The following is a 24,492-nucleotide window of genomic DNA, read 5'->3' on the forward strand; positions in this document are numbered from 1 at the left end:
CCTACTTTTGTTTTTATCATGCGTAACAGACTAGAAGAATTACAACAGTTTTTAAAAGATAGCCCTAACGACCCCTTCCTAAAATATGCCATAACTATGGAATATAAAAAAATGGGCGATAATGAAAACACACTCGCCGGTTTTCGAGATCTGCGGGCAAACCACCCGGACTATATCGGAACATATTATCATTTTGCTAAGTTCCTAGAAGGGGAGGGGAGGAAAGAAGAAGCTTTGGAAATCTATAAAGAGGGAATGGAATTAGCGCAACGACTACGGAACCGCCATGCTTATAATGAGCTTTTAACGGCTTATAATCTGGCCATAGGAATAGCGGACGAGGACTGGGACGACTAAAACGTTAAATAAGGTGGGAGAGGCGTTTTGTGGTATCTTTTTTGCAGTCCTTTAGCAAATCAGATGTCATGCGTTATTGTATATTTATATATGGAATATTTTCGTTGCTGGGGCTTTTTTTTATTATCGGCTGTGTGAATAGCCGAACAAACGCTAGTATAGAAAATAATAAGGTTGGTAAGATAACCGAGGGCAGGGTGGTAGGAACCTATCAGGGTAACCTTCCCTGCACGGATTGTGATGCGATTATGACATCTTTAACATTGGCAAACGATAAAGCCTATACCTTAAAATATATATACGTGGGAAAAAGTGCTGAGCCGTTTTCAAAAACCGGTACCTGGGAGTTGAGGGATGGCGAACTTGATTTGGAGGGGTTGGACTACAAATATAAAGTAGAGGCCGATCAGCTACGGCAACTAGACTTGTCCGGAAAAGAAATAAGGGGAGAATTAGCGGAGCGCTATATACTCCGTTTTGTTAATTGACTGCATTTCTTTTTACCCGCGATCTTCGCAAATCTCTTTTAATTTTTTCACCACAAAATCAATCTCCTCTTTTGTATTGTATTTGCAGAATGAAAATCGTACAGATGGTTTTTCTGGATCGCTCCCTAACGCTTGGAGTACGTGGCTGCCAATTTGGGAGCCCGAGCTGCAAGCACTTCCTCCTGAGGCAGATATACCCGCAATGTCAAGACTAAAGAGCAACATATCCGCAATTTCCGCGCACGGAAGCGATACATTTAAGACGGTGTAGAGCGAACCCTCGCTTGTAATATCACCATTGAATGTGATCTCTGGGATATTCTTTTGCAATTCCGTACACATATAATCTTTCAGGTCTTGGATATAAGCCCGATGGGCTTCCATGTTTTGATAACACAGTTCCAATGCTTTAGCCAATCCGACAATGCCATAGACATTCTCTGTTCCACCACGCATATTACGCTCTTGCGCTCCGCCATAAATAAGCGGACGAATTTTGTTTTTTCCGTTAATGTAAATAAAACCCACTCCTTTTGGACCGTGGAATTTATGTGCGGCACCTGTAAGGAAATCGACATGCAAAGTAGAAAGGTCGTGCTCATAATGACCCATGGTCTGCACGGTATCCGAATGAAAGATAGCATTAAACTCTTGGCATATTTCTGAAACTGTATAGATGTCTGTTAACGTGCCGATTTCATTGTTAGCGTGCATCAAGGAAACAAAGGTTCGTGGGTTCTGTGATAACAAGTTCCGTAAGTGATCCAAATCCACATGTCCTCGTTTGTCTACTCGTACAAAGTCCAATTGTATAATACTGCGTTGCGCCAGGTCTTCCAGTGTATGCAAAACTGCATGATGTTCCAAAGGTGAAGTAATAGCGTGCGTAATCCCCAAGTCAGTGATTGATCTTACGATAGCCATATTATCTGCTTCTGTACCTCCCGAAGTAAAGAATATTTCAGACGGTGACGCCTTTAACAGGCTCGCTATCGTTTTCCTTGCCTTTTCCACTACGGTTCTTGCCCGTCGACCGTGGGCATGGATAGAAGAGGGGTTACCAAAATGATCCTGCATGGTCTCCGTCATGACTTTTATCACTTCCGGATCTAATGGAGTAGTAGCGGCATTATCGAGATATACTTGCATGGGGGCAAAAATAAGGAATTTTTATGTTCTTTTTTTTCTCAAAAAAGAACCATTTCTTTCGACAAATTCTCTACCTCTCTTTTCTAGATAAGAATCTTTCTTGCATTTCTTTTTCCTTGACGAAAAAGAAACAAAAAGTCAAGACTGAATATCGTTCTGTTATTTTTCTTTTTCTATTCCTAAACAAAATAAACTCGCTCCGCTTCAAACAAATTTTGTTCTTAACGGAATAGCATGCAGAAAAAAGGACGCAGAACGATATAAGGCCATTTTACTCTGCATAATTGCTATTCATAATTGGTTGCGTTCTACTCGCATTGCACTACTCCTCCCTTAACTTTGACTGTCGCATCCAGATATTTGAGGTCTGTACAAATCCATTCTTAGCATTATCCACTGTCTCAAATATCTGAAGCGACGATTTTTTTGGTTCTTTTAATTTTACTACCTCACCATAAACATAACTGTCGCAGTCCAAGGACTACAGCCATGCTTATTTCGGGCACGAACTCTAAAATAAATATATTCCCCCGGCTTAAAACCATCTTGATAGGCTTTGAAAGAGCGTGATGTGGTTTGCTCTTCTCCCCAAATGGGCATATTGTTGTCATCCACTTCGGTAGCGAAACAATAATCATACAGCATATCGCGTCCGACAGACCGGAATCCAAAGACAACCTCCCCGCTCCTTCTTCCATCCGTCAAAAAAGGAGAATCAGGTATATCAGGGACTTGCCCTCTACGTTTTCCTGCTAATACGGGAAATCCCGAGTTATATAGTTTCGCCAGATCACCGTCACTGACAACGTTTACATAAAATACAAGTTTCTGCAATAGATCACTGAGTTTCTTTTTGCTTTCCCGCTTTTGTGCCTTCACTAATCGACTACCGCCAACCGATTCCACTACTTTTTGATGGTAGTCCGCATAAGCTTCCTCTATTTCCTTTATAGTCGGTGTTGGATTGACAAAAATATCGGATTCTTTCATACAACGAATAATCCAAGAAGCAGTCACGACTAGCTTCTCGTCGGCGTAACGGAAAAAATTAGCTTTTGCACGTATGTATTTCATATAAGCATGGCTAGGGCGTATAAGCAAGATTAGCAACTCTTTACTCAAAGATAAAAATTCCTCGCATAGTAAACAAGTATATAGACCGGGGCCACTTAAAAACCAATACGGTAGATATGAGCGTGAAGTACTATTTCAAAAAGCTATACCCAGGTTTCGATAAAATAAAATCAAGTGACATTGATCCAAGGACAGCCGACAAGAATACAGCGCTATAGCAGCTTACAACAAAGGTCTATTAAATCAACCAACATTGGCCTAACTTCGTGATAACCACCTATTACATGAACATGTCGCTACGTAACATTCCTTTAAAGAAACCTGAATTAACCCTAACGGCACCCAAGTTTACTTTAAAAACAATATGATTCAGTATAAAAACCATGGAGGATACTATTTTTCTTCCCTGTGATTATCGTTTTCCCACACTATCCGTCTTTTCTGTACAAGGAATGCGTCTTAAAAAGAAGGCTCCATATCAAAAACATGCTAGAAAAGCCTAAATTTAGCATGTTCGATGACATACATCCGCCTATTTTGTTGGAGATCCCCTTGTCGCAAACGCAAAGTCGCCTGTCTTTGGTATAATGACAGACGACTTTGCGCGCATGTTACGTAGCGTATGCGGGTCGCTAAGAATATTTAATCAATCCATTCAAAACCCGTATACGGAACCAAGACGGCAGGGATACGTATACCTTTTTCGGTTTGGTTGTTTTCCAGAATGGATGCTACGATCCTCGGTAATGCCAATGCCGAACCATTTAAGGTATGAGCGAATTGCATTTTGCCATTTTCATTTTTGAAACGCACTTTTAATCGATTGGATTGATATGTTTCAAAGTTCGATACCGAGGAAACCTCCAACCAACGCTGCTGGGCGGCACTGAATACCTCCATATCATACGTCAGTGCGGAAGTAAAGCTCATATCCCCCCCACACAAGCGCAATACGCGATACGGCAATTCCAATTGCTGCAATAATCCCTGGATATATGCACTCATTTCTTCCAATACTTCGTAGGATTTATCCGGATGAACGAGCTGTACGGTTTCCACTTTATCGAACTGGTGCAATCTATTTAAACCACGCACATGCGCGCCATACGAACCTGCTTCGCGACGAAAACAAGGGGTATATGCACAGTGTTTAATGGGGAATTGCTCTTCTTTTACAATGGTATCCCGGTACAAGTTAGTCACCGGCACCTCCGCTGTCGGGATCAGATAAAAATCATCACCACCAACATGGTACATCTGCCCCTCTTTATCGGGTAGTTGTCCAGTCGCAAAAGCAGAAGCTTCGTTCACCAATAGCGGAACCTGCACTTCATTGTAACCGGCTTCCACCGCTTGGTCTAAAAAGAAATTAATTAATGCGCGTTGCAAACGTGCACCTTTTCCTTTATACACCGGAAATCCCGCTCCTGTCACTTTCACGCCCAATTCCAGATCAACGATATCGTATTTGCTCAGCAGCTCCCAGTGTGATAGTGCCTCCTCTGCTAAGGTAGGTACAACGCCGTGTTCCAAAACTACCTCATTGTCGTCAGCCGAGACACCCGTCGGCACAGATGTATGGGGTAAATTGGGTAATTGCACAATTTTGTCCTGCAATGTCTGCTCAACTTCCGCCAACTTTTCTGTTAACTCTTTTACTTGTTCTTTATATCCGGACGACTTTGACTTCACCGCTTCAGCTTCTTCTTTCTTTCCTTGGCGCATCAAGTCTCCAATCTGCTTGGCGGCAGCATTGGCTTCTGCAGCAATGGCGTCCGACTCGTTTTGAATTTTACGACGCGATTCGTCCAGCGCAATCACCTCGTCAATCAATTCCACATCTTTAAAATTCTTTACCGCCAATCGTTCGATTACTGCATCCCTGTTTTCACGGATATAATTTAACTGTAACATAAATGAATAAGTAATTTAAGATGGACAAAGATAAGAAGTGTTGACTGGTCTTTCTTTTTTTTCCGAAAAAAAGAAACAAAAAACCAACCAACGGGGGCTTACGAACCTCGTATGTGACATCCATTATTAAAAAAGGGGATGCTACAGCCCCAACCTCCGTTTTAAATAAAATTTCAATAAAACGATCACAATATTATAATTATAATACACAACACTTGCATTTATTAAAAATATTCTATACTTTAGAAGTATTATCAATTATATTAACAATTATTTGATATAAGCATCATTAGGAGTTCACACTACTGTAGTATGTTTGTAGTGTAAAATATAGTAAACATGTTAAAAGATTTAGAAATTTTCGAACAAGACCATTACGTAGATCTCCAGGAGTTTGCGTATGATGGCGACGACTTCACAGATTTTGAAGATTAATCCCCCTCACCCCGAGGGGGATATTTTTTTACAAAATACATATTACGCCTACCTGAGATTACTCCTATCAACATATAATTCATAACTCATCACTTATAACTCATAACTAATGCTTATTTTTGATCATGCTATATCTAGTACCTACGCCTATTGGTAATCTGGAAGATATGACCTTTCGGGCAATACGTATTTTGAAAGAGGTTGATATCATATTGGCGGAGGATACCCGTACAAGTGCTCCACTTCTCAAACATTTTGGTATTGAGAAGAAAGTATTTGCACATCACCAACATAACGAACATAAGGCTGTCGCCGAGATTATCCGGTTTTTGAAAGAAGGGCAACATGTAGCATTAATCTCCGATGCCGGAACACCTGCCATCTCCGACCCCGGTTTTCTATTGGTAAGAGAGGCGATTAAAGAGGGATTGGAAGTGCAATGCCTACCCGGTGCTACAGCTTTTGTACCTGCATTGGTCAACTCCGGATTACCCAATGACAGATTCTGTTTTGAAGGATTTCTCCCGGTTAAAAAAGGACGTCAAACACGTTTAACACAACTCGCCGAGGAGAAGCGAACCATGATTTTTTATGAATCTCCTCATCGCATTCTCAAGACCATAGCAGAGTTTGCTACATATTTCGGCGAAGACAGAGAAGCTTCTATATCACGGGAACTTAGTAAATTGTACGAAGAAACAATTAGAGGGACGCTTGCAACGCTAAAATTACATTTTGAACAACACCCTATTAAAGGAGAATTCGTATTTTGTGTAGCAGGAAAGACATAATAAAACATGAGTATAGATAAATTTATTCAGGATGGACAGGATGCCAAAGTGGTAGAAAGAATCCATGGTAAAATACTTGATATGCTGACCACAGGGGAGTTTATACAATATATCTCACTGCAAAAGAAACCTGCTGTAACACTGTTGCCAGACAGCATTGCCATCAGTAACAAGCGTATTTTCCTTTGCGAGTTTACCAAACTGGGATTGGCCACAAATTTTGAAATTTTTTCGTGGAGTGATATTAAGGATATTGCTTTTAAAGAAGAAATTTTCGGATCGAAAGTAACGGTAATACCATTTACGGGGGAAAACCTGACTATCGATTATATTCCCAAGGTGCAGGCGCGCAAATTGTACCAGCTGATCAAGACAGCATTGGAAAATCCGTCAGGTCAAAAAAGCGAAGAGCCTACTCCGGCTATTAGCGAACAAAAACCGATGGAGCATTTTACCTTACCGGTCCAACCTGTCGTTGATGAACCAGCTTCACCACCAATAACAGAAGAACACAAAGAGGAGGAAATAACAGAACAACCCGGTATATCCGTTGTAGAAGACGATGAGCTTACGCAAAAGCTAAAAAAGCTTAAAACACTTTATGACCGACAGTTGATTACGCAATCCGAATACGAGCATAAAAAATCAGAACTCTTATCACAACTCTAATTCGTGAAAACAAATTACCTTTTAGCACTTTTAAGCGCCGTTATTTTATGGTTGGCTTGGCCGCCTATTCCCTATAGCAGTCCGTTGTTGTTTGCTGGTTTCGTACCATTGCTTATTGCTATCGAAAAGGTCATTAGAGGGAATTTTACGTATAAAGGCAAAAAGATTTTCTGGCTGAGTTTCTTAACAGGCTTCGTGTGGAATACTGCCTCTATCTATTGGGTATATAATGCGATGAATGCCTATTTACCATCATACGTATCACTCATCATCTCCCTTATTCCTTTTGGATTGGCTCCGCTACTGATGGCTCTCGTTTTTCGGTCTTACTATCAGCTTCGTAAAAAAACTTCTATAGGTTACAGCTTTATTGGGTTGGTCTCTTTTTGGCTAGGATACGAGTTTCTACACCAATGGTGGGATCTAGCTTTCCCATGGATGACATTGGGAAATGGCTTTGCTAATTTCCACCAACTGATTCAATGGTATAGCTTTACGGGCGTTTTTGGTGGTACCGTATGGATTTGGGCGGTCAATTTATTGGTGTTTCTTTTGATTTGGCAAAAGCGCGAAAAGATAGAAGCATACAGCAATAAAAAACTAGCTATTGCTGTTACGGCCACTTTGGTCCTGCCCATAACTTTTTCTGTAATACAATATCAGGCTTACACTGAACACGTCAACCCATCGGAGGTTGTCGTGGTTCAGCCGAATATCGACCCTTATGGAAAATTTGGTCCTATTCCTCCGTCAGAACAGCTATCCACGTTATTGGAATTGTCGGAACGCGTTGCCAAGCCAAATACCGAGTTTTTCCTATGGCCGGAAACCGCTCTTTCATCCGAGCGGGGCGGCATTGACGAAGAGCAATTCAGAGCATATCCAGCTTACGAAAGAGTTATCAGTTTTCTTGATAAATACAAAAATGGGAACGTACTATCGGGTATAGAAAGTTACCGCATTTATAATCACGCAAAAACCACCACCGCAAGAGATTTTGGAAATGGCGTTTTTCTCGACCCTTTTAATGCCGCCGTTCTGATAGATCAATCCAGTAAACTTCAATTCTACCATAAATCGAAGCTAGTTCCTGGTGTAGAACAGCTTCCTTTTGGCGAAACACTAAGTTTTATGAAGCCTCTTTTTGCGCATTTTGGTGGTTCCACTGGAGGGTATGGTAGCCAGGAAGAACCATCTGTATTCTACTCACAAAGCGGTATTGGAGCTGCGCCGGTTATCTGCTACGAATCCATTTGGGGCAATTATGTAGCAGACTACATTCGGAAAGGTGCGCAGTTTATCGCCATTGTGACCAATGATGGTTGGTGGGGCAATACATCCGGAAAAGATCAACACCTACTCTATGCTAAACTACGCGCAATAGAAAACCGCCGTTGGGTAGCGCGCTCTGCTAACACCGGGATTTCTGGTTTTATTAACCAACGCGGGGATATTGTTCAAAAAACAGCTTGGTGGGCACCGGACGCCCTGACACAGGAAATCAATTTGAATGAGGAGTTGACGTTTTACACCAAAAATGGCGATTTGATTTTATATTTGGCGTTATTAGGGGGGGGATTTTCTATCTTTTTTCTTTTCAAGAAACGCAAAGAAGTATCGAAATAAAGAACCAAAAAAATCGTCGCTTCAGATATTTGAGACAGTGGATAATGCTAAGAATGGATCTGTACAGACCTCAAATATCTGGATGCGACAGTCAAAGTTAAGGGAGGAGTAGTGCCATGCGTAGTAGAACGCAACCAATTATGAATAGCAATTATGCAGAGTAAAATGGCCTTATATCGTTCTGCGTCCTTTTTTCTGCATGCTATTCCGTTAAGAACAAAATTTGTTTGAAGCGGAGCGAGTTTATTTTGTTTAGGAATAGAAAAAGAAAAATAGCAGAACTATATTCAGTCTTGACTTTTTGTTTCTTTTTCGTCAAGGAAAAAGAAATGTAAGAAAGATTCTTATCAAGAAAAGAGAGGTAGAGAATTTGTCGAAAGAAATGGTTCTTTTAACAGTGCCTCTTTGGCTCCATCCTCACTAAATATTGATCATTATCATCTTCAAAAAGAATCTGTACTACCCAGCCTTCTTCGTGTGCAATTTTAATGAGCTCTTGTTGGTCGATATACAGCCATTGAAAAGGTTTTCCAAGATTTCCTTTGTATTCGTATTGAAAACGGATCTCGCCAAAGTAATGTTCTGGTTTCGGGATACGGTATTCGTCGTATAGGTAGGAGATGTCTGACGAATCAAAGAGCAGTTGGCCTTTATCAGAAAGCAGTTTTTTGCTGTGACGGAGTAATTCCCGGAACCCCATTATCGTACCGGCAAGACCAATTCCATTCATGAGTAAAAGAAGCGTGTCATAATTTCCCTGCTTCAACGCAAAGAAATCCTCTCGGATGATGTGCTGCACCCCACGTTGCTTCATGATGCTACAAGCGGCTTCCGATATTTCCAGTGCATCCACTTGAAAACCCTTATCTTGTAGATACAGTGCATGACTTCCAACGCCCGCTCCCACATCCAATACATGGCCGTCACAAAGCGCAAGGGCAATATGTTCCAGTTCGGGAAAATCGGTCTCATCCCGGAAAAAAACTTCGATAGGCATTTCTTCTATATCGCCATAGCTGCTATGTAGCAATAAAGGATCCTGTAAGTCGCCGAGCACGTGAAAATCATACAAGGCTTCTCCGTATACGTCGCGCTCCATCAATCTTCTATTTTCAATATTTGTTTGGCAATGGCTATCTCACTGGGGTTCCCGGTATGTTTGCCGGGTTCATCGGAAAGCTTGATGACAGCAGTCCAATCGCCGTCTTCGGGTTTAGCTTCGACCATCTTCAATACGATATTCATACGCGGTAAGCCAACATCATTGGTGAAATCCGTTCCGATCCCGAACGAATATCCAATTTTCCCTTCGCAAAAATCGGCGATATTTTTGACTTTGTTGTAATCCAGTCCGTCGGAGAAAATGATGGTTTTCGACTCGGGATTTATTCCTTGCTTTTTGTAATGTTCCATGGTCATTTCTGCAAAGATAACAGGATCACCGCTGTCGTGACGTACACCATCGAAGAGTTTGGATAATTTTTTATCGAATTGTTTGAAAAACACTTCCGTCGTATACGTGTCCGAAAGGGCGATACCTAAATCACCCCGATATACATCCGACCAGTGTTCCAGTCCGAGCAAATTCGCCATTTTATACCCATATTTAGCCGCATGGAACATAAACCATTCATGAGCATGGGTACCGATGGGCGTTGTTTCATATTTCATTGCAAAATGTATATTGGAGGTGCCGATAAAAGTCTTAGATGGATGGTTTTTTAAGGTGCGGATAACCAGATCGTGTACTTCATAGGAATGGCGACGTCTGGTGCCAAAATCTGCAATGGTAATGTTCAGTTTATCGTATTTTTCCATCTTATCTTTGACCACCTGACAAACCTCATGATTCGGGATCCGTGGTACACCACCCACTTCGTAATACAATTCGCAGAGCAACGACATGATAGGTACCTCCCAAAGAATGGTACGGTACCAATAGCCATCTATCGTAACCGACAGATCACCACCTGTTTGTATAATATGTACCTCATCGGGATCGTAACGATAGCCTTCCAGAAAATCCAGATAAGTGGGTTCGATGTAGGGGCATTTAGTACGTAAAAACTCTTTTTCTGCTTTGGTGAGTTTGAGTCTCGCCATCTCGTTTATAGCGTCTTTTAGCAACTTGTCAAAGCCGTCAGGAAATTGATGTTGTCCTCGGTTAATGAACTCGTACCTAGCCTGCGCTTTAGGAAACAATTTACTTGCGGCAAATTGCATGGTGAATTTGTAGAAATCGTTATCGAGAATGGAAGTGAGTGTTGCCATGTAAAGCCTTTTAAATTAGAGTGAAGATAATATTTTAAGGCTGGAACCTCAAAATATTCTAATATTTTAGGGTTTTATTCTTGGGAATGGTAAAAACGGATAGTTTTACCGATTTACCGAACTAAATCTTTTTCGATTAGCATATAAGACTCCATAGACGGTATCGATCTGTAGGCCCTTTAAAAGGCAAAATAGAAAGACGGAATAACCAATAGCAAAAGTAAAAAAGTAGCGTTAATAAAAAAGCCTCCCATCTGCATTGGCAAAATAGGAGGCTATCGCATCAATATAAAATAGAAAATTTTTATCTGCTTCCACGAGCAGACGAAGAACGGTTGTTGTTGCTCCTTCTGCTATTTGACGTTGCCGATCCTCGCGAAGAAGAACTACTGCGTTGTACGCTAGACCTATTCGAAGAGCTGCTGCGGGAGCGGTTCACCTGCGCCGGTGAACTGCTGCGTTGGCTTGTCTGATACACACTACCGGTAGAACGTTGTTGGCGCTGCTGTTGCTTAGGTGCTGTGCGTCCTTGCTGGTTCCGATTAGGTGCAGCGCGGCGCTCAACATTACTTCGGCTGCTATTTTGCTTCGACTGCGTTGCCGTCGGACGCTTTACCTCACTACGCTGTTGTGTAGCACGTGTATTGCTTGACCTGGGGCTGCGTTGTTGCGTCACGTTTTGATTCCGTTGTGTCGAACTTCGGTTAACATTTGACCGCTGCTCGTTCGAACGTGTTTGACGCTGGGTTGTCGTACCTTCGCGGTTGTTCCTATTCGGCGTACGGCTTACGTTTCGACCTTGCGTACGACCGGAAGCGGAATTGTCGCGCGTTACACGTTGATTGCTATTATTGCGGTTCGGATTATTTCCAATGTAACGTTCCTGCCTGCCGCTGTTCGATTGCGTAGCACGGGTGTTACGATTTGACTCCGTTGCACGTACTGCATTCCGATTACCGCGTGTGTTGGCAGCTCTATCTGGTCGGTAAATGGATACCGAACGATTATCTACCCGTGCACGACCCGGGCGATCTGTTGTGCGTACGTTTCGAACAGCTACACGACGGCCGATATGACGTTCGATGTCACGACGTGCTGGACCACCATAATAACGGTTATTGTTTACGATATACGTGTTGTTGATAATCGTTGTACGGTTGTAAATGTTACGACGGCCATAGGCCCAGTGACGATGTATATGCCGATCATATATACGTCTTGTTGGAAGAAATACCCATAAATTGATCGGTAAACCAACAGAAACGGTAACGCCCATCGATGGAGCCATAGGAGCCCATCCGTAATAACCACCGCCGCTCCTCCAGTCTACCCATGCAGGTCCCCACTCATAACCCGGGATCCATCCCCAACCACGATAGTTGGTATAAACCCAACGGCCATAATGGAATGGTGCCCATCCCCAGTCGTAGTCTGATACCCAGGTGTTACCATATTCGGTCATCGTCCAGTAACCGTTTGTACCGTACGGGCGAAAATTAGCCTCTGCTCTTGGAAACCAAATATCACCGTAGGCAGGATCACGATCCCAATGTCCATACGGAGATAATTCATTGTAAAATAAATCAAATGAAACTGAACCGTGAGGTTGTGCAGACACTTGTTTATGGGAGAAGACACTAAATGCAAATGCGATTAATGTAATCAGTAAGGTGGGTGTTTTTATGCTTCTCATGATCTTCGTCTTTAAATAGTAAAACTTTCGTCAATCTTTATTACTATGACTGCATAGTAATAGTAAAGGTTTAATTAGCCGATCGTGTTGATGTTCACAAAAGTTTTTATCTTTGCCGAGTACTTCTTTGGAAAACCTCATACATAAATGGGACGTAAAATAGAAAAACTACTTATCGAATTCGCTAGAATCCATCGCTTCATGATGAGTTTCCTGCGGGAAGCGGTATCTCCTCCTTATGAATTTAAAGAGATTATCCGGCAGTGTTACGAAATCGGATGGAAATCGTTCCCATTGATCAGTTTGACAGGATTTATTGTAGGTTTTGTATTTACTAAACAATCCCGACCTTCTCTTGAAGATTTTGGTGCCACTTCTTGGCTTCCGAATCTGATATCCATTGCTATCGTCCGGGCATTAGCCCCTTTAGTTACGGCATTGATCGCTTCGGGCAAGGTAGGCTCCCAGATTGGGGCAGAGCTGAGTTCGATGAATGTGACCGAGCAGATCGACGCCATGGAAGTGTCGGGTACAAACCCTACAAAATTCTTAATCTCTACCCGTATTATTGCGACGACGACGATGATTCCGGTACTCTGTTTTTATGTAGCAGGCATTGGTTTATTGGGCGGGTATTTGAGTATTGCAACCAAAGATGATTTAAGTCTTTTAGCCTTTTTTACGCAAGTTTTCGAATCTATTGCAGCCAAAGATGTTTTCGCCATGGTATTACGGGCGATAGTCTTTGGATTCACTATCGGATTTGCTAGTACCTATGTGGGGTATTATTCTTCTAAAGGAACAGAAGGCGTGGGTAAAGCGGCGAATGCTGCGGTGGTATCGTCTATGTTTCTTGTGTTTATTGAGGAGTTGCTTATCGTTCAATTGCTTTCATTGATTGGTTAAACGGTTATGGAAAAAAAGAAAGTAAATATCAATCATGATGACGTTGTTATCCATGTCGATAACGTCAGTAAATCGTTTGGCGATCTGCACGTACTACGAAATGTAGACCTCCAGCTATTTAATGGCGAAAACCTGGTTGTATTAGGGCGTTCAGGAACAGGGAAATCCGTGCTTATTAAACTTATATCGGGTTTGCTAAAACCAGATAAGGGAGATATTCAGGTACTTGGAGACATTGTTAATCATCTGGATGAACGAGAATTACGGGTTTTGCGCCAACGTATCGGTTTCTCTTTTCAGAATAGTGCGTTATACGATAGTATGACTGTACGGGAGAATCTGGAATTTCCTTTGGTGAGAAACAAGCGGAATTTAACAAGAGCAGAAATTGATAGCGAGGTAGAGGAAGTGTTGGAGAGTGTGGGATTGTCTCAAGCGATTAATCAGATGCCTTCGGAATTATCCGGCGGACAGCGGAAACGTATCGGGATTGCCCGGACGTTGATATTGCGTCCGGACATTATGTTATATGATGAGCCCACGGCCGGGCTCGATCCATTGACCTGTTTGGATATCAATTCGTTGATAAACCAGGTGCAAGAACAATATCAAACCTCGTCCATTATCATCACGCACGATTTGTCGTGTGCGAAGATGGTAGGAGATAGAATGGTGATGCTGTTGGATGGCAAATTTGAAAGACAAGGGACATTCGAAGAGATATTTGATACAGATGACGAACGGGTGAAACCTTTTTATGATTATAATTTTATTGTTTAAAGATATATGAGTACAAACGAAAGGAAGCGTTCGCTTACAGTAGGATTATTTGTCCTAATTGGCTTGATTATTTTGGTGGCGGGTATTTTAGTGTTGGGTACGCAACAAAACAAATTCAGTAAAAATTTGATCGTGACGACCTATTTTCATGATGTAAAGGGATTGAAAGTAGGCAATAACGTCTGGTTTTCAGGAGTTAAAGTAGGGATCGTCAAAGAAATAAAATTCCAAAGCATTAACGATGTGAAAGTCGTTATGCACATCGAAGAGAAATCCAGCCAGTTTATTCGAGAAGATGTCGTCGCTAAGCTAGGTTCCGACGGGTTAATCGGTAACGCTATTGTCAATTTGGTGGGCGGATCGGATGAGGTTCCGCCGATAAAAAACGGTGACGTTATCAAATCGGTGGGTGGTACCGACACGGACGCTATGTTTGCAACGTTACAAACCAACAACGAAAATTTGGTGGAGATAACGAAAAATTTTGCTGTTCTTTCCAAACAGATGGTGGAAGGAAAGGGGACAGTAGGTGCGTTAATGACCGATTCAACTATTGCGCTTTCTTTAAAAAGTGCCGTACAAGGGCTAGACAAGACGATGGAGGATGTCAATAAAGCTTCTGGAAATCTGGCTATTTTAATGAACAAACTGAACAGCAATCAAGGGCTTATCCACGAGTTGACAACGGACACAGTCGTTTTTGCGAGTTTACGGGAGTCAGCAACACAATTGCAAGGCGTAACAGAAACGGCATCGGCCTTGATGGAAAATCTGAACGCGACTTCCGCACGTCTAAATGACAAAGACAATGCCCTCGGTGTATTGACCAATGATCCCGAAGCTGCGGAGGAAATTCGGCAAATATTGCGGAATTTGAATGGGAGCACAGCGAAATTGGACGATAATATGAAGGCACTACAAAGCAACTTTTTGTTTAGGGGTTATTTCAGAAAGCAACAAAAAGAACAAGAAAAGGCTGCTAAAGATTCTTTGTGAGTAGTAAGGTACAAATGATGAGCAAAGTATCTGGTTTTTTCAGGGTTGAAGGAGAAGAGCTATTCATATGGGCATAACAGACAGTGATGTTATCTATGAAGACAATCACTACATAGCGATTAACAAACGAGCTGGTGACATTGTACAGGTAGATAATACGGGCGACAAGTCGTTAGAAGATATGGTCAACATCTATCTGACCGCCAAATACCAAAAACCAAACGGTGCTTTTGTGGGCGTTATACATCGATTGGATAGACCGGTTAGCGGTATGATTCTTTTTGCAAAGACGAGTAAAGGTCTGGATAGAATGAATCGTATGTTTCACGATCGAAAAGTATCGAAGACCTATTTAGCGGTCGTGCGTAACCGTCCGCCAAAAGACACCGATACCTTAAAGAATTGGCTATTGCGAGACCGTAAGAAAATGATCACCAAAGCCTATGATCGGGAGGTAAAGGGGGGAAGTTTTGCGCAATTGGATTATGAGGTGCTGGGTGTTTTAGACGGCTACTATTTATTAAAGGTGTCGCCTATCACCGGACGCACACACCAAATTCGTGCACAACTGGCCTATATGGGATGTCCCATTGTGGGAGACAACAAATATGGATATCCAAGAGGAAGCCTACGCCGCACGATTTGTCTGCATTCCCGTTCGCTGGAATTTATTCACCCCATCAAGGACGAGCAATTAACGCTTGTCGCAAAGCTGCCTGTTGATGGCTTTTGGGAACGGTTTAATGCGCTGCTGTAATAAAATCTACATCATATGGAAACCAACGAACTGATAACTGGAAAAGCCTTTGTCAACGGACGATGGATAGTAGGAACAGATTCATTCGAGGTTGTAAATCCGGCGACTGACACCGTAGTGGAGAACGTAGCGGATCTCACGGTGTCTGACGTACGTTATGCAGTCAAAGTTGCACATCATGCCTGGATATCTTTTAAAACAATGGACGTGGTACAGCGCGCCTCGCTATTGGAAAATTGGTATCGTTTAATACTGGAACATAAGCAGGAACTGGCGGAAATCATTACAGTAGAATCTGGAAAATCTTTGACCGATAGCCTAGGTGAAGTGGACTATGGTGCGTCCTTTGTGCTGTGGTTTGCCGAGGAAAGTAAGCGTTGTTATGGAGAAACCATGCCTGCACCGAAGATGTCGAATAGGATACTGACCATCAAACAGGGGATAGGTGTTGTTGCAGCCATTACACCTTGGAATTTTCCGCTGGCCATGGTGACGAGAAAAGTAGCACCAGCTATTGCAGCAGGTTGTACCGTTATCTTACGCCCTGCTTCCCAGACACCTTTAACGGCGTTGGCTCTTGCCATTCTTGCCGAAAAAGCCGGCTGTCCTGCGGGCGTATTCAACGTAGTTACAGGTACCGACTCTTCGGGTATCGGTTACGAGTTGAGCACTAATCCATTGATCCGAAAGCTATCCTTTACTGGCTCAACTTCAGTCGGAAAGCAGTTAATGAAGCAGGCTGCTGATCACATTAAAAAAGTATCTTTGGAGCTTGGAGGAAATGCGCCGTTCATCGTTTTCGAAGATGCTGATATAGAAGCCGCGGTACAGGGGGCTATATTTGCGAAATTCCGCAATGGCGGACAAACCTGCGTAGCGGTAAACCGCTTTTTGATACAAGATGCGATTTTTGATGAATTTTCGCAACGATTAATGGAAGCCGTAGCGACTTTGGTCGTAGGTAACGGCCTAGATGAAGGTGTACAGTTAGGTCCCTTAATTAATAAAAAAGGATTGGATAAAGTACATAAACATGTAACCGATGCGGTTGATAAAGGCGCCCGTATACTCCAGGGAGGAAAGGCAATCGGGGGATTGTTTTACGAAGCTACAGTGCTTGCGGATGTACCGGTGAACGCGTTGATCGCGAAAGAAGAGACCTTCGGCCCGGTAGCCTCGTTATTTAGATTCAAGACGGAAGAAGAAGCTATCCAGCTGGCTAATAATACGGAATTCGGACTCGCCGCTTACTTTTACAGCAACGATGTTCATCGCTGTTGGCGTGTTGCAGAAGCACTAGAAGCCGGAATGGTGGGTGTAAACGAAGGGCAAATTTCATTCGCGGGAGCGCCGTTTGGTGGTATCAAAGAATCTGGAATAGGAAGGGAGGGGTCACGTTACGGATTGGATGAATATACGGAGCTGAAATATATAAATTTTGGTGTCGCGAAGAGGTGACCGATTAAAGAATAATATCAATATATAAATAAAATACGAGCAAAGGATGCTAACCCGTTAAAATAAAAAAGAACCATGAGTAAACGCTTAGGATTATTTTTAGGACCTATACTTTTTCTGCTATTTCTCCTTTCGCTGCGTACAGATGCCCTAAGCTCGGAGGCCTCTTTGGTGCTAGCTATGGCGGTTTGGATGATCATTTGGTGGGTCACTGATGCGGTACCGTTGCCTGTCACCGCTTTATTACCCATGACGTTATTGCCCCTGACGGGTGTTTTTACCATGGTAGAAGCCACAACTCCTTATGCGCACCCTATTATATTTTTATTTATGGGCGGCTTTCTCATTGCCCTAGCTTTGGAGAAACATGGATTGCACAGACGTATAGCATTACGCATATTGCAGGTTACGGGTACGCACGTCAATGGTATTCTGTTGGGCTTTATGTTATCGTCAGCCTTTTTAAGCATGTGGATATCCAATACGGCAACAGCTGTGATGATGTTGCCCATCGCAAACTCCATATTTCAGTTGTTGGAAGAAACCGGAGAGACACAGGAAGACAATAAGGCCATGAAACGGTTTAAGGTTGAACTCTTGCTGGGGATTGCTTACGCAGCGAACATTGGTGGGATGGCTACGTTGATCGGTACGCCTCCTAATATGGTGATGGTTGGATTTATGCAGGAGTTTGCAGACGTAGAAGTAGATTTCTCTAGGTGGTTGTTATTGGGAGGGTCTATTTCTGTGGTATTGCTCGCCACAATGTACATTTTTTTTACGAAAATTTTCTTTCGACACGGGCTGCAACAATTGAAAGGAGCTGATATGATGGTGCGCCAACAACGGAAAAAAATGGGAAATATGCAGCGGGCGGAGAAGTTGGTGCTGGGGGTATTTTGCCTTGCAATTTGCTGTTGGATATTTAAAGATCAAATAAATGGGGTACTTGGTGATAATTATCTTAACGATACTGTAATTGCTATGGGAGGAGGTGTGTTGATGTTTGTGATTCCTCTTCATAATAGAAAGCCAATATTTGTGTTGCATTGGGAAGATACACAGCGACTTCCTTGGGGTATATTGTTGTTGTTTGGTGGTGGTTTATGTTTGGCAAAAGGGCTCCAGGAATTTGGGGTGATTGAATATATGGGAAATATGATTTCAGCTAATCTCGACCTACCATCAGACGTATTGACCGGTATATTGACCGTATTTACGGTCTTTGCAACAGAGCTGACGAGTAATACTGCTTTGGCGACTATTTTTATACCGGTGGTAATCAATCTGTCTGATATATTGCAGGTAGATACAATGCTGATGGTCGTGCCGGTTACACTGGCTGCAAGTTGTGCCTTCATGATGCCGATTGCTACGCCGCCTAATGCTGTCGTCTTCTCGAGTGGACATATAAAAATTATGGATATGATTAAGGTTGGGTTTTGGTTGAATATGATCAGTTTGGTCGTCATTTTATTGATGAGCAAGCTGTTGATCCCTTTGATATATGGTTAGGAGAATGCCACATCCTTGTCATGTATAATCGCACTTCTTTAGATTGTCAGCTCCGGAGTGTTCTTTTCAAATTGTACTAAACCATAAAATTTTGGTATTTTTGTATATGATTTCAAAATGGACTCCTTTTTTCGTTATACTGGCGGTAGCCATGTTGAGTATTTTGTGTTATACGGACGTGTCCGCTCAATGCGCTATGTGTTCCTTAAATGCGGAGAATAGTGCTGCTAACGGTAACACACAAGGGAAGGGATTAAATGATGGTATCCTCTTTCTGTTGGCTATTCCTTATTTGATTGCCATAGGAATAGGTGTCTTGTGGTATAAAAAATACCGCAAGAACAACGCTAAAAAAGTCTCACCCTTTGGAGAACAAATCTAATTATATGACAACATCTAGGTTCACTGCTATGGCGCAGTCTAAATGTCCGAAATGTAGAGTCGGGAAGGTGTTTGAGGGACCGGTATACGGCTTTAAAAAGCAGAAGATGCATGAGCGTTGTCCTCATTGCGGACTAAAGTTTGAAGTAGAACCGGGTTATTTTTATGCGGCGATGTATGTGAGCTATGCTTTTTCAGTAGCTGAAGTGGTCGCACTCGGTTTAGCCACCGCTATGTTGACAAAAAGCGAATCACCTTGGCTGTATGTTTCCGTCCTTTTTGGTGCAATATTAATCTTTGCACCCTTTAATCTTCGATATTCCCGTCTGGTGTTGTTGCATTACCTTTCTCCCAAAATCGTGTATAATCCAGCATACGAAATAGCATCGGAACAAAAGTAGGAATGGTGATCGCGATACTGCGTTACTCCAATGATAGGTATTGCATCTTGCTATCAAAAATAAACGCTTTTTCGGCGTGGTTGGTCATTAAATACGTTTGCAGTTCGGCCATTACGTCTTCTTGAAATTTGCCTATTGCGGCATCGTCTGCAGCAAGAAATTGTATACAATACGTATGTCCTTCGTGCGGAGAATCCAACATTTTCAAAAACGTTGTTTCGTAAGAACTTGTGCGTAAATGCGATTTAAGCCAATTGACCACTTGATCATGACGACTGTCCTCCATAATTATAGAGATGTTATATAAAATCATACGCAAAGATACGAGATTGGAGTTATAAGTTATGAGTTATAAGTTGGCCCTCGACGGAGAACGGGCAGTTGGTTATGACCGAGGCTTGTAAAAATAAGGTTGCAGATACCCTATTATTATAAAAAAATAACAATATTTGAAATTGCAATAGGATTAGAATATGTTTAGATTTTTGCTTTGGATTTTTGCTGTGTGTTTGTTTGTAGGTTCAGTTTCGTGTGGAAATAAGCAAAATACAAACAAGTTAATCCCCATAGAAGACTTTTTCGTTAAACCGGAAAAAAGTAACTTTAAAATATCCCCCGACGGTCGCCGAATTGCGTATTTGGGGATAGATGACCATTGTCGGAATATCTTTGTTCTGGATTTACAGGACAAGAGCAAATCAAAGCAACTTACCTATCAGTCGGATATGAATGTACAGTATTTTTTCTGGGCTTCCGATTCCCTGATAGTATATTCCAATAGCCATTCACCCCAGGATAGCCTGCGCATTTACAGTATCTTGGTCGACTCCGAAAAAGTCACATTGTTATTGCCAGTTAAGAAAGCTCGATTGCGCTGGCTGGCACCACACACGCTCCATGACAATTATTTGCTTGCTACCCTGAACGATCGAGATTCAACGGCGTTTGATTTGTATAAAATTTTTGTAGATGGTTCTAACCCCAAGCTGTTAACACGCAACCCTGGCAATATCTCTAAATGGTTTGCGTCTCCAGATGGAAAGGTACGACTGGCGATGACCAACGATAGCGTACAGGAGAGTATCTTGTATCGAGCGGAGGAAGATATGCCTTTTCAGCAGGTTACTACCACGGACTACCAGACATCGATAAGACCCTTAGGTTTTGTGAAGCATTCGCACACCCATATCTATGCGTTATCTAACGACAATAGAGATAGGCTGTCGCTGGTGGAATATGATGTATCTACCGGAAAAGAAGAACGACTATTATTTGAAAATCCAAAGGTAGACCTTGAGCCTGCTGGTTATTCCTACGACTTACAAGAGCTTATTTTTAGTCAGTATACCATTAACAAGGTGAAAAGACATTTTTTCCATCCTACATTTCAACAGTATTTCGCCAAACTGACGGCTAAGTTTGATAATCAGTCTATTGACATTCTCGACATGGACAAGAATATGCAGCATTGGATTGTTAAAATTTATACGGATGTGCATGCAGGTGGAATTTATTATTATGATGTAATAAGCGATACAGCAGAACTGTTGGAAGAAATGAACCCGAAATTAGCAATGGCGACGCTATCTCCAAAAGAAGCAGTTAGCTTTCAAAGCCGGGACGGCTTGACATTGCATGGCTATCTTACTTATCCATTGATTGGGAGACGAGATAAGCTGCCAGTAGTGGTGTTGGTACATGATGGTCCCAATCGTCGCGAAACAAGTGATTTCGATGCAGAGGTACAGTTTTTGGCCAACCGAGGTTATCTTGTGTTTCAATTAAACTATAGAGGGTCGGCGGGTTATGGAAAGCAGTTTTGGTCCGCCGGTTTCAAAGAATGGGGAGGGAAGATACAAGCTGATATGATCGATGGAGTGACATGGCTGATTCATCAAGGAATCGTGGATAAAGATAGGGTTGCCATCATGGGAAGTGGTTTTGGTGGGTATTCGGCTCTCCATGCGGCTACCTATAATTCTTCGTTTTATAAGTGTGCCATTTCGATGTCAGGATATACAAATCTCTTTACGTATTTTAAAGAGATTCCACCCCACCATCAGCAGTACGTTCGTCTGTTTTATAACATAATTGGTAATCCGAATAAGGAATATGAGCTATTCAAAGCAATTTCGCCTGTTTTCCATGCTGATAAAGTAAAGATTCCCGTACTTTTTGCACAGGGTGGAAAAGATAGATTTAGTTCATTGACAGATGCAAACCAATTTGTTCAAAAGTTAAAAAACAATGACGTGCCGATTAAGTATATATATAGAGAAGAAGAGGGGCGGCGATTTAGGAGTGAAGAAAACATTATAAACTATTATCAGGAAGTAGAGGCCTTTTTGAAGAAGTATCTATAAGCAATATGGCATATAACCAGCTTAAATACCGAAAGAACTTTGGGTTGCTAATTGCTTTTGTAATATTGGTGACTATATTATTCGGTGTTGCTATGCTGGCCGCGCGCTCGATGATCGCCAACTTTATTGAGACAGAGTTTAATAACAGAAAAGTAGAGGTGTTTGATCGCTCTGTGCAGCCGTTTCATGAGTTCTTTAACGATAAAATCCCTGAAATATCATATTATCAGGGATATTTGGATTCCGTAAAAGCCGCATCATATGTTAATGATATCATTCGGAAATATGCATTTGTGGATCGTGTGCTTTTTTACGATATCGCTATCACGAATTCTGATACTGTAGAGACTGGAATTAAGTACAACAACCTGCTCGTTTATCCTAAAAGTATTACCTCGTTTTACTTAAACGAAGAAAATAGGCTTATTGCTCAACGTCCTGAGAATACGCAGACACGTGCTTATATAGACGACTTTAATACCATGGTGTTAAAGTTTGTCGGCTTCCTGGATCGGGTTAACGAATCGACAAGCATGTCGAACGATGATATTTATCGGGTTTTTTATGCTTTGAACCCCGGGAAGGTAATCTACATGAATATTCCGCGGATTTCCGATTTATTAGCGTATAAACGTATGATGTCAGTTCCAGACACAAACTTTGTAGCATACGATCAAGATATGTTCATGTTTTTAATCGATCCAAGCAAGATTCAAATTAAAAATGTAGCCGAAAATTTATATGAAAAGATAGCGATATTGCCTATTGTATCTGGTAGTGTGAGTGATCAGCATTACTATTTGCAGACGGAATTATCGCTTCCAGGAGCCTTGTCCGATTATAAACTGCAGTATACAAGCTCTGAGGGCTTTATTAATAAAGAAATTAACAGGCGTTTCTTCCCCGTTAGCCTTGGTATATCGGGCGTCTATCTGATATTAATCTTTATTGCTTATCTGATTTATCGGAACGTGACAATCAACAGCAGGCTATTCCAACTACAGTATGATTTTATTAATAATCTAACACATGAATTTAAGACACCTGTAAGTGTGATCAAGATTGCTGGAAACAATATTCAGAGTAGTGAAAAGCTGTCAACGGAAGAGCAACGCATGTATGGGAAGATTTTGGATCAAGAGGCAGATAAACTGAACAGTTTGATGAACAAATTATTGTCATTTGCGCAAATTGAGAATAAGTCAATCAAGCCCAATAAAGAAGAGGTACAGGTGGAGGAGTTCTGTGAACCAATTTTCGAAGCCGTTAAACTAAAATATCCCGATTTAAACTTTACCTATACAATCGATGTCCAAAACCATATGATGGTAGACACAACGCTTTTATTAAGCGTGTTCCAAAATTTGATTGACAACGCCTATAAGTATTCGGAGCCGCAGCGTAAGTTCCTACATATTGACGTACAACAAAACAAGAAAAATTTTGTTATAAAATTTAAAGATAAAGGGATAGGCATAAATAAAAAGGAATTTAATAGTATTTTTAAAAAATTTTATAGAGTAAAGAACCAATTCAACCAACAAGGAAGTATTGGTTTGGGTTTAGCGTTCTGCAAGGAAATTGTAGATTTCATGGGGGGAGAGATCAAAGTAGATAGTGTACCGAGCGAAGGCACTACTTTTACATTGCTTCTACCTTTAGGACCGAAAAAGAACTAAATAATATTATGAGTAAAGATATCACGATTGCTGTAATAGAAGACGACGAGAACTTACGTTTTTTGGTTACACACCGTCTGCAAACAGAAGGATATAAAGTTATTCAGGCAGCTAATGGTCTCGAAGCTGAAGAGCAAATACTCCAACAAAAACCTGATGTCGTTCTGTTGGATTGGATGCTTCCCGGCAAAGAGGGTATTGATGTATGTGAATCTGTGCGCCAAGCTGGTTTTGAGAATATCATTATTATGATGACGGCAAAGTCACAGGACGTGGACAAAATTGATGCGTACAGCTATGGCGTGACGGATTACATTACGAAACCATTTAACATGGATGTGTTAGTGGCTATGATCGAAAACAAAGTGCGGTTTTTCTTGCCGAAAAATAGCGATGTCTATACTTTTGGCAAAACGGAACACCACCCTACCATACATTCCTTGGTAAGAGAGGGGCGCAAAATAGAATTGACGATTTTGGAAAACCGTATCTTGCTTTATTTTCTACAAAATGTGGGAAAAGAAATCACAAGAGAGGAACTGATGGAGGTTGTATGGGGTTATAGCTCCAATGTAAATACACGGACACTGGACATGCACGTTGTACGTCTTCGTAAGAAAATCGAAACCAATCCAGATAAGCCACATTATTTACAGACCGTTCGCGGATTGGGTTATAAGTTTATTGATACAGACGAAGAAGAATCGTAAAAGAAATTTGCTTTTTTAGAAGTTGCTTGCTATCTTAGCAAGCAACGAGCAAGACCATGTTGTCCTGGCAAAGGGCGGT

The 24,492-nt window shown here is 41.7% G+C and carries 23 protein-coding genes; 16 read left to right on the forward strand and 7 right to left on the reverse strand.

The window, feature by feature from the left end; genetic code table 11:
• Positions 1-18 precede the first annotated feature (18 nt).
• Both C5749_RS14010 and C5749_RS14015 read left to right on the forward strand, forming a co-directional pair.
• Positions 19-357 carry a tetratricopeptide repeat protein gene (locus C5749_RS14010; RefSeq protein WP_105726770.1) on the forward strand — a complete coding sequence of 113 codons (339 nt, stop codon included), beginning with the start codon at positions 19-21 and terminating at the stop codon, positions 355-357.
• A gap of 134 nt (positions 358-491) precedes the next feature.
• Complete coding sequence (locus C5749_RS14015) at positions 492-845, forward strand: copper resistance protein NlpE (RefSeq protein WP_181151427.1); 354 nt, start codon at positions 492-494, stop codon at positions 843-845.
• A 12-nt stretch (positions 846-857) separates the two neighbouring features.
• Here the strand turns inward: C5749_RS14015 and C5749_RS14020 are convergent, their stop codons facing one another.
• The 3 genes from C5749_RS14020 to serS all read right to left on the reverse strand — a co-directional run bounded on the left by C5749_RS14020 (position 858) and on the right by serS (position 4,982).
• Entirely contained in the window at positions 858-1,994 is a 1,137-nt protein-coding gene (locus C5749_RS14020; protein ID WP_105726772.1) for a cysteine desulfurase family protein, read from the reverse strand.
• Between the two features lie 444 nt (positions 1,995-2,438).
• Positions 2,439-3,068, reverse strand: a complete 630-nt coding sequence (locus C5749_RS14025; protein ID WP_105726773.1) for a fibronectin type III domain-containing protein — start codon at positions 3,066-3,068, stop codon at positions 2,439-2,441.
• Positions 3,069-3,710: 642 nt separating this feature from the next.
• Entirely contained in the window at positions 3,711-4,982 is a 1,272-nt protein-coding gene (gene serS, locus C5749_RS14030) for a serine--tRNA ligase (RefSeq protein WP_105726774.1), read from the reverse strand.
• A gap of 560 nt (positions 4,983-5,542) precedes the next feature.
• On the opposite strand from serS, the gene rsmI reads away from it, so the two are divergent.
• Genes rsmI through lnt form a run of 3 tightly spaced genes read left to right on the forward strand, consistent with a single transcriptional unit; the run spans position 5,543 to position 8,503 of the window.
• Entirely contained in the window at positions 5,543-6,208 is a 666-nt protein-coding gene (gene rsmI, locus C5749_RS14035; protein WP_105726775.1) for a 16S rRNA (cytidine(1402)-2'-O)-methyltransferase, read from the forward strand.
• A gap of 6 nt (positions 6,209-6,214) precedes the next feature.
• Complete coding sequence (locus C5749_RS14040) at positions 6,215-6,877, forward strand: PH domain-containing protein (RefSeq protein ID WP_105726776.1); 663 nt, start codon at positions 6,215-6,217, stop codon at positions 6,875-6,877.
• A 3-nt stretch (positions 6,878-6,880) separates the two neighbouring features.
• The gene (gene lnt / locus C5749_RS14045; protein WP_105726777.1) at positions 6,881-8,503 is read left to right on the forward strand and encodes an apolipoprotein N-acyltransferase; all 1,623 of its coding nucleotides are present in this window, start codon (positions 6,881-6,883) and stop codon (positions 8,501-8,503) included.
• Positions 8,504-8,894: 391 nt separating this feature from the next.
• Here lnt and C5749_RS14050 read toward each other — a convergent pair whose 3' ends face one another.
• From C5749_RS14050 to C5749_RS14060, 3 genes are all read right to left on the reverse strand, one after another.
• Positions 8,895-9,602: a class I SAM-dependent methyltransferase gene (locus C5749_RS14050; protein ID WP_105726778.1), complete on the reverse strand. Its 708-nt coding sequence runs from the start codon at positions 9,600-9,602 to the stop codon at positions 8,895-8,897.
• Positions 9,602-10,774, reverse strand: coding sequence for a nicotinate phosphoribosyltransferase (pncB, locus tag C5749_RS14055; RefSeq protein ID WP_105726779.1), 1,173 nt, complete (start codon positions 10,772-10,774; stop codon positions 9,602-9,604). The genes C5749_RS14050 and pncB overlap by 1 nt, the downstream gene beginning before the upstream one ends.
• A 304-nt stretch (positions 10,775-11,078) precedes the next feature.
• The gene (locus tag C5749_RS14060) at positions 11,079-12,467 is read right to left on the reverse strand and encodes a DUF6600 domain-containing protein (RefSeq protein WP_105726780.1); all 1,389 of its coding nucleotides are present in this window, start codon (positions 12,465-12,467) and stop codon (positions 11,079-11,081) included.
• Between the two features lie 147 nt (positions 12,468-12,614).
• Here C5749_RS14060 and C5749_RS14065 point away from each other — a divergent pair, with 147 nt between their 5' ends.
• The 8 genes from C5749_RS14065 to C5749_RS14100 all read left to right on the forward strand — a co-directional run bounded on the left by C5749_RS14065 (position 12,615) and on the right by C5749_RS14100 (position 19,661).
• Positions 12,615-13,373, forward strand: coding sequence for an MlaE family ABC transporter permease (locus tag C5749_RS14065; protein ID WP_105726781.1), 759 nt, complete (start codon positions 12,615-12,617; stop codon positions 13,371-13,373).
• Between the two features lie 6 nt (positions 13,374-13,379).
• Positions 13,380-14,153 (forward strand): ABC transporter ATP-binding protein, encoded by a 774-nt coding sequence (locus tag C5749_RS14070; protein WP_105726782.1) that lies wholly within the window; start codon positions 13,380-13,382, stop codon positions 14,151-14,153.
• Positions 14,154-14,159: 6 nt separating this feature from the next.
• Positions 14,160-15,149 carry an MlaD family protein gene (locus tag C5749_RS14075; RefSeq protein ID WP_105726783.1) on the forward strand — a complete coding sequence of 330 codons (990 nt, stop codon included), beginning with the start codon at positions 14,160-14,162 and terminating at the stop codon, positions 15,147-15,149.
• A 67-nt stretch (positions 15,150-15,216) separates the two neighbouring features.
• A complete protein-coding gene (locus tag C5749_RS14080) occupies positions 15,217-15,906 on the forward strand; it encodes an RluA family pseudouridine synthase (protein ID WP_105726784.1) in 690 nt (229 codons plus the stop codon).
• 15 nt (positions 15,907-15,921) lie between these two features.
• Positions 15,922-17,364 (forward strand): NAD-dependent succinate-semialdehyde dehydrogenase, encoded by a 1,443-nt coding sequence (locus C5749_RS14085; protein ID WP_105726785.1) that lies wholly within the window; start codon positions 15,922-15,924, stop codon positions 17,362-17,364.
• Between the two features lie 75 nt (positions 17,365-17,439).
• Complete coding sequence (locus C5749_RS14090; protein ID WP_105726786.1) at positions 17,440-18,879, forward strand: SLC13 family permease; 1,440 nt, start codon at positions 17,440-17,442, stop codon at positions 18,877-18,879.
• A 106-nt stretch (positions 18,880-18,985) separates the two neighbouring features.
• On the forward strand, positions 18,986-19,261 hold the full coding sequence (locus C5749_RS14095) for a hypothetical protein (RefSeq protein ID WP_342748711.1): 276 nt from the start codon (positions 18,986-18,988) through the stop codon (positions 19,259-19,261).
• 4 nt (positions 19,262-19,265) lie between these two features.
• The gene (locus tag C5749_RS14100; protein WP_105726787.1) at positions 19,266-19,661 is read left to right on the forward strand and encodes a DUF983 domain-containing protein; all 396 of its coding nucleotides are present in this window, start codon (positions 19,266-19,268) and stop codon (positions 19,659-19,661) included.
• Positions 19,662-19,683: 22 nt separating this feature from the next.
• Here the strand turns inward: C5749_RS14100 and C5749_RS14105 are convergent, their stop codons facing one another.
• Complete coding sequence (locus C5749_RS14105; RefSeq protein WP_105726788.1) at positions 19,684-19,974, reverse strand: DUF4286 family protein; 291 nt, start codon at positions 19,972-19,974, stop codon at positions 19,684-19,686.
• Between the two features lie 160 nt (positions 19,975-20,134).
• On the opposite strand from C5749_RS14105, the gene C5749_RS14110 reads away from it, so the two are divergent.
• From C5749_RS14110 to C5749_RS14120, 3 genes are read left to right on the forward strand one after another with little or no spacing between them, the layout of a single operon-like run.
• Entirely contained in the window at positions 20,135-22,024 is a 1,890-nt protein-coding gene (locus C5749_RS14110; RefSeq protein ID WP_105726789.1) for a S9 family peptidase, read from the forward strand.
• Between the two features lie 5 nt (positions 22,025-22,029).
• Positions 22,030-23,703 carry a sensor histidine kinase gene (locus C5749_RS14115; RefSeq protein WP_105726790.1) on the forward strand — a complete coding sequence of 558 codons (1,674 nt, stop codon included), beginning with the start codon at positions 22,030-22,032 and terminating at the stop codon, positions 23,701-23,703.
• A gap of 8 nt (positions 23,704-23,711) precedes the next feature.
• Positions 23,712-24,413 (forward strand): response regulator transcription factor, encoded by a 702-nt coding sequence (locus tag C5749_RS14120; protein WP_105726791.1) that lies wholly within the window; start codon positions 23,712-23,714, stop codon positions 24,411-24,413.
• The last annotated feature ends 79 nt before the right edge of the window (positions 24,414-24,492 follow it).

Source organism: Sphingobacterium gobiense (genome assembly GCF_002980575.1).
Taxonomy (GTDB): Bacteria; Bacteroidota; Bacteroidia; order Sphingobacteriales; family Sphingobacteriaceae; genus Sphingobacterium; species Sphingobacterium gobiense.

Coding starts and splice junctions, on each gene's coding strand:
- C5749_RS14070 (WP_105726782.1), top strand. CDS start 13,380: ATGGAAAAAAAGAAAGTAAATATCAATCATGATGACGTTGTTATCCAT.
- pncB (WP_105726779.1), bottom strand. CDS start 10,774: ATGGCAACACTCACTTCCATTCTCGATAACGATTTCTACAAATTCACC.
- C5749_RS14040 (WP_105726776.1), top strand. CDS start 6,215: ATGAGTATAGATAAATTTATTCAGGATGGACAGGATGCCAAAGTGGTA.
- C5749_RS14115 (WP_105726790.1), top strand. CDS start 22,030: ATGGCATATAACCAGCTTAAATACCGAAAGAACTTTGGGTTGCTAATT.
- rsmI (WP_105726775.1), top strand. CDS start 5,543: ATGCTATATCTAGTACCTACGCCTATTGGTAATCTGGAAGATATGACC.
- C5749_RS14075 (WP_105726783.1), top strand. CDS start 14,160: ATGAGTACAAACGAAAGGAAGCGTTCGCTTACAGTAGGATTATTTGTC.
- C5749_RS14095 (WP_342748711.1), top strand. CDS start 18,986: ATGATTTCAAAATGGACTCCTTTTTTCGTTATACTGGCGGTAGCCATG.
- C5749_RS14080 (WP_105726784.1), top strand. CDS start 15,217: ATGGGCATAACAGACAGTGATGTTATCTATGAAGACAATCACTACATA.
- C5749_RS14100 (WP_105726787.1), top strand. CDS start 19,266: ATGACAACATCTAGGTTCACTGCTATGGCGCAGTCTAAATGTCCGAAA.
- C5749_RS14085 (WP_105726785.1), top strand. CDS start 15,922: ATGGAAACCAACGAACTGATAACTGGAAAAGCCTTTGTCAACGGACGA.
- C5749_RS14020 (WP_105726772.1), bottom strand. CDS start 1,994: ATGCAAGTATATCTCGATAATGCCGCTACTACTCCATTAGATCCGGAA.
- C5749_RS14065 (WP_105726781.1), top strand. CDS start 12,615: ATGGGACGTAAAATAGAAAAACTACTTATCGAATTCGCTAGAATCCAT.
- C5749_RS14090 (WP_105726786.1), top strand. CDS start 17,440: ATGAGTAAACGCTTAGGATTATTTTTAGGACCTATACTTTTTCTGCTA.
- C5749_RS14025 (WP_105726773.1), bottom strand. CDS start 3,068: ATGAAATACATACGTGCAAAAGCTAATTTTTTCCGTTACGCCGACGAG.
- C5749_RS14010 (WP_105726770.1), top strand. CDS start 19: ATGCGTAACAGACTAGAAGAATTACAACAGTTTTTAAAAGATAGCCCT.
- C5749_RS14110 (WP_105726789.1), top strand. CDS start 20,135: ATGTTTAGATTTTTGCTTTGGATTTTTGCTGTGTGTTTGTTTGTAGGT.
- C5749_RS14060 (WP_105726780.1), bottom strand. CDS start 12,467: ATGAGAAGCATAAAAACACCCACCTTACTGATTACATTAATCGCATTT.
- serS (WP_105726774.1), bottom strand. CDS start 4,982: ATGTTACAGTTAAATTATATCCGTGAAAACAGGGATGCAGTAATCGAA.
- C5749_RS14120 (WP_105726791.1), top strand. CDS start 23,712: ATGAGTAAAGATATCACGATTGCTGTAATAGAAGACGACGAGAACTTA.
- C5749_RS14105 (WP_105726788.1), bottom strand. CDS start 19,974: ATGATTTTATATAACATCTCTATAATTATGGAGGACAGTCGTCATGAT.
- C5749_RS14050 (WP_105726778.1), bottom strand. CDS start 9,602: ATGGAGCGCGACGTATACGGAGAAGCCTTGTATGATTTTCACGTGCTC.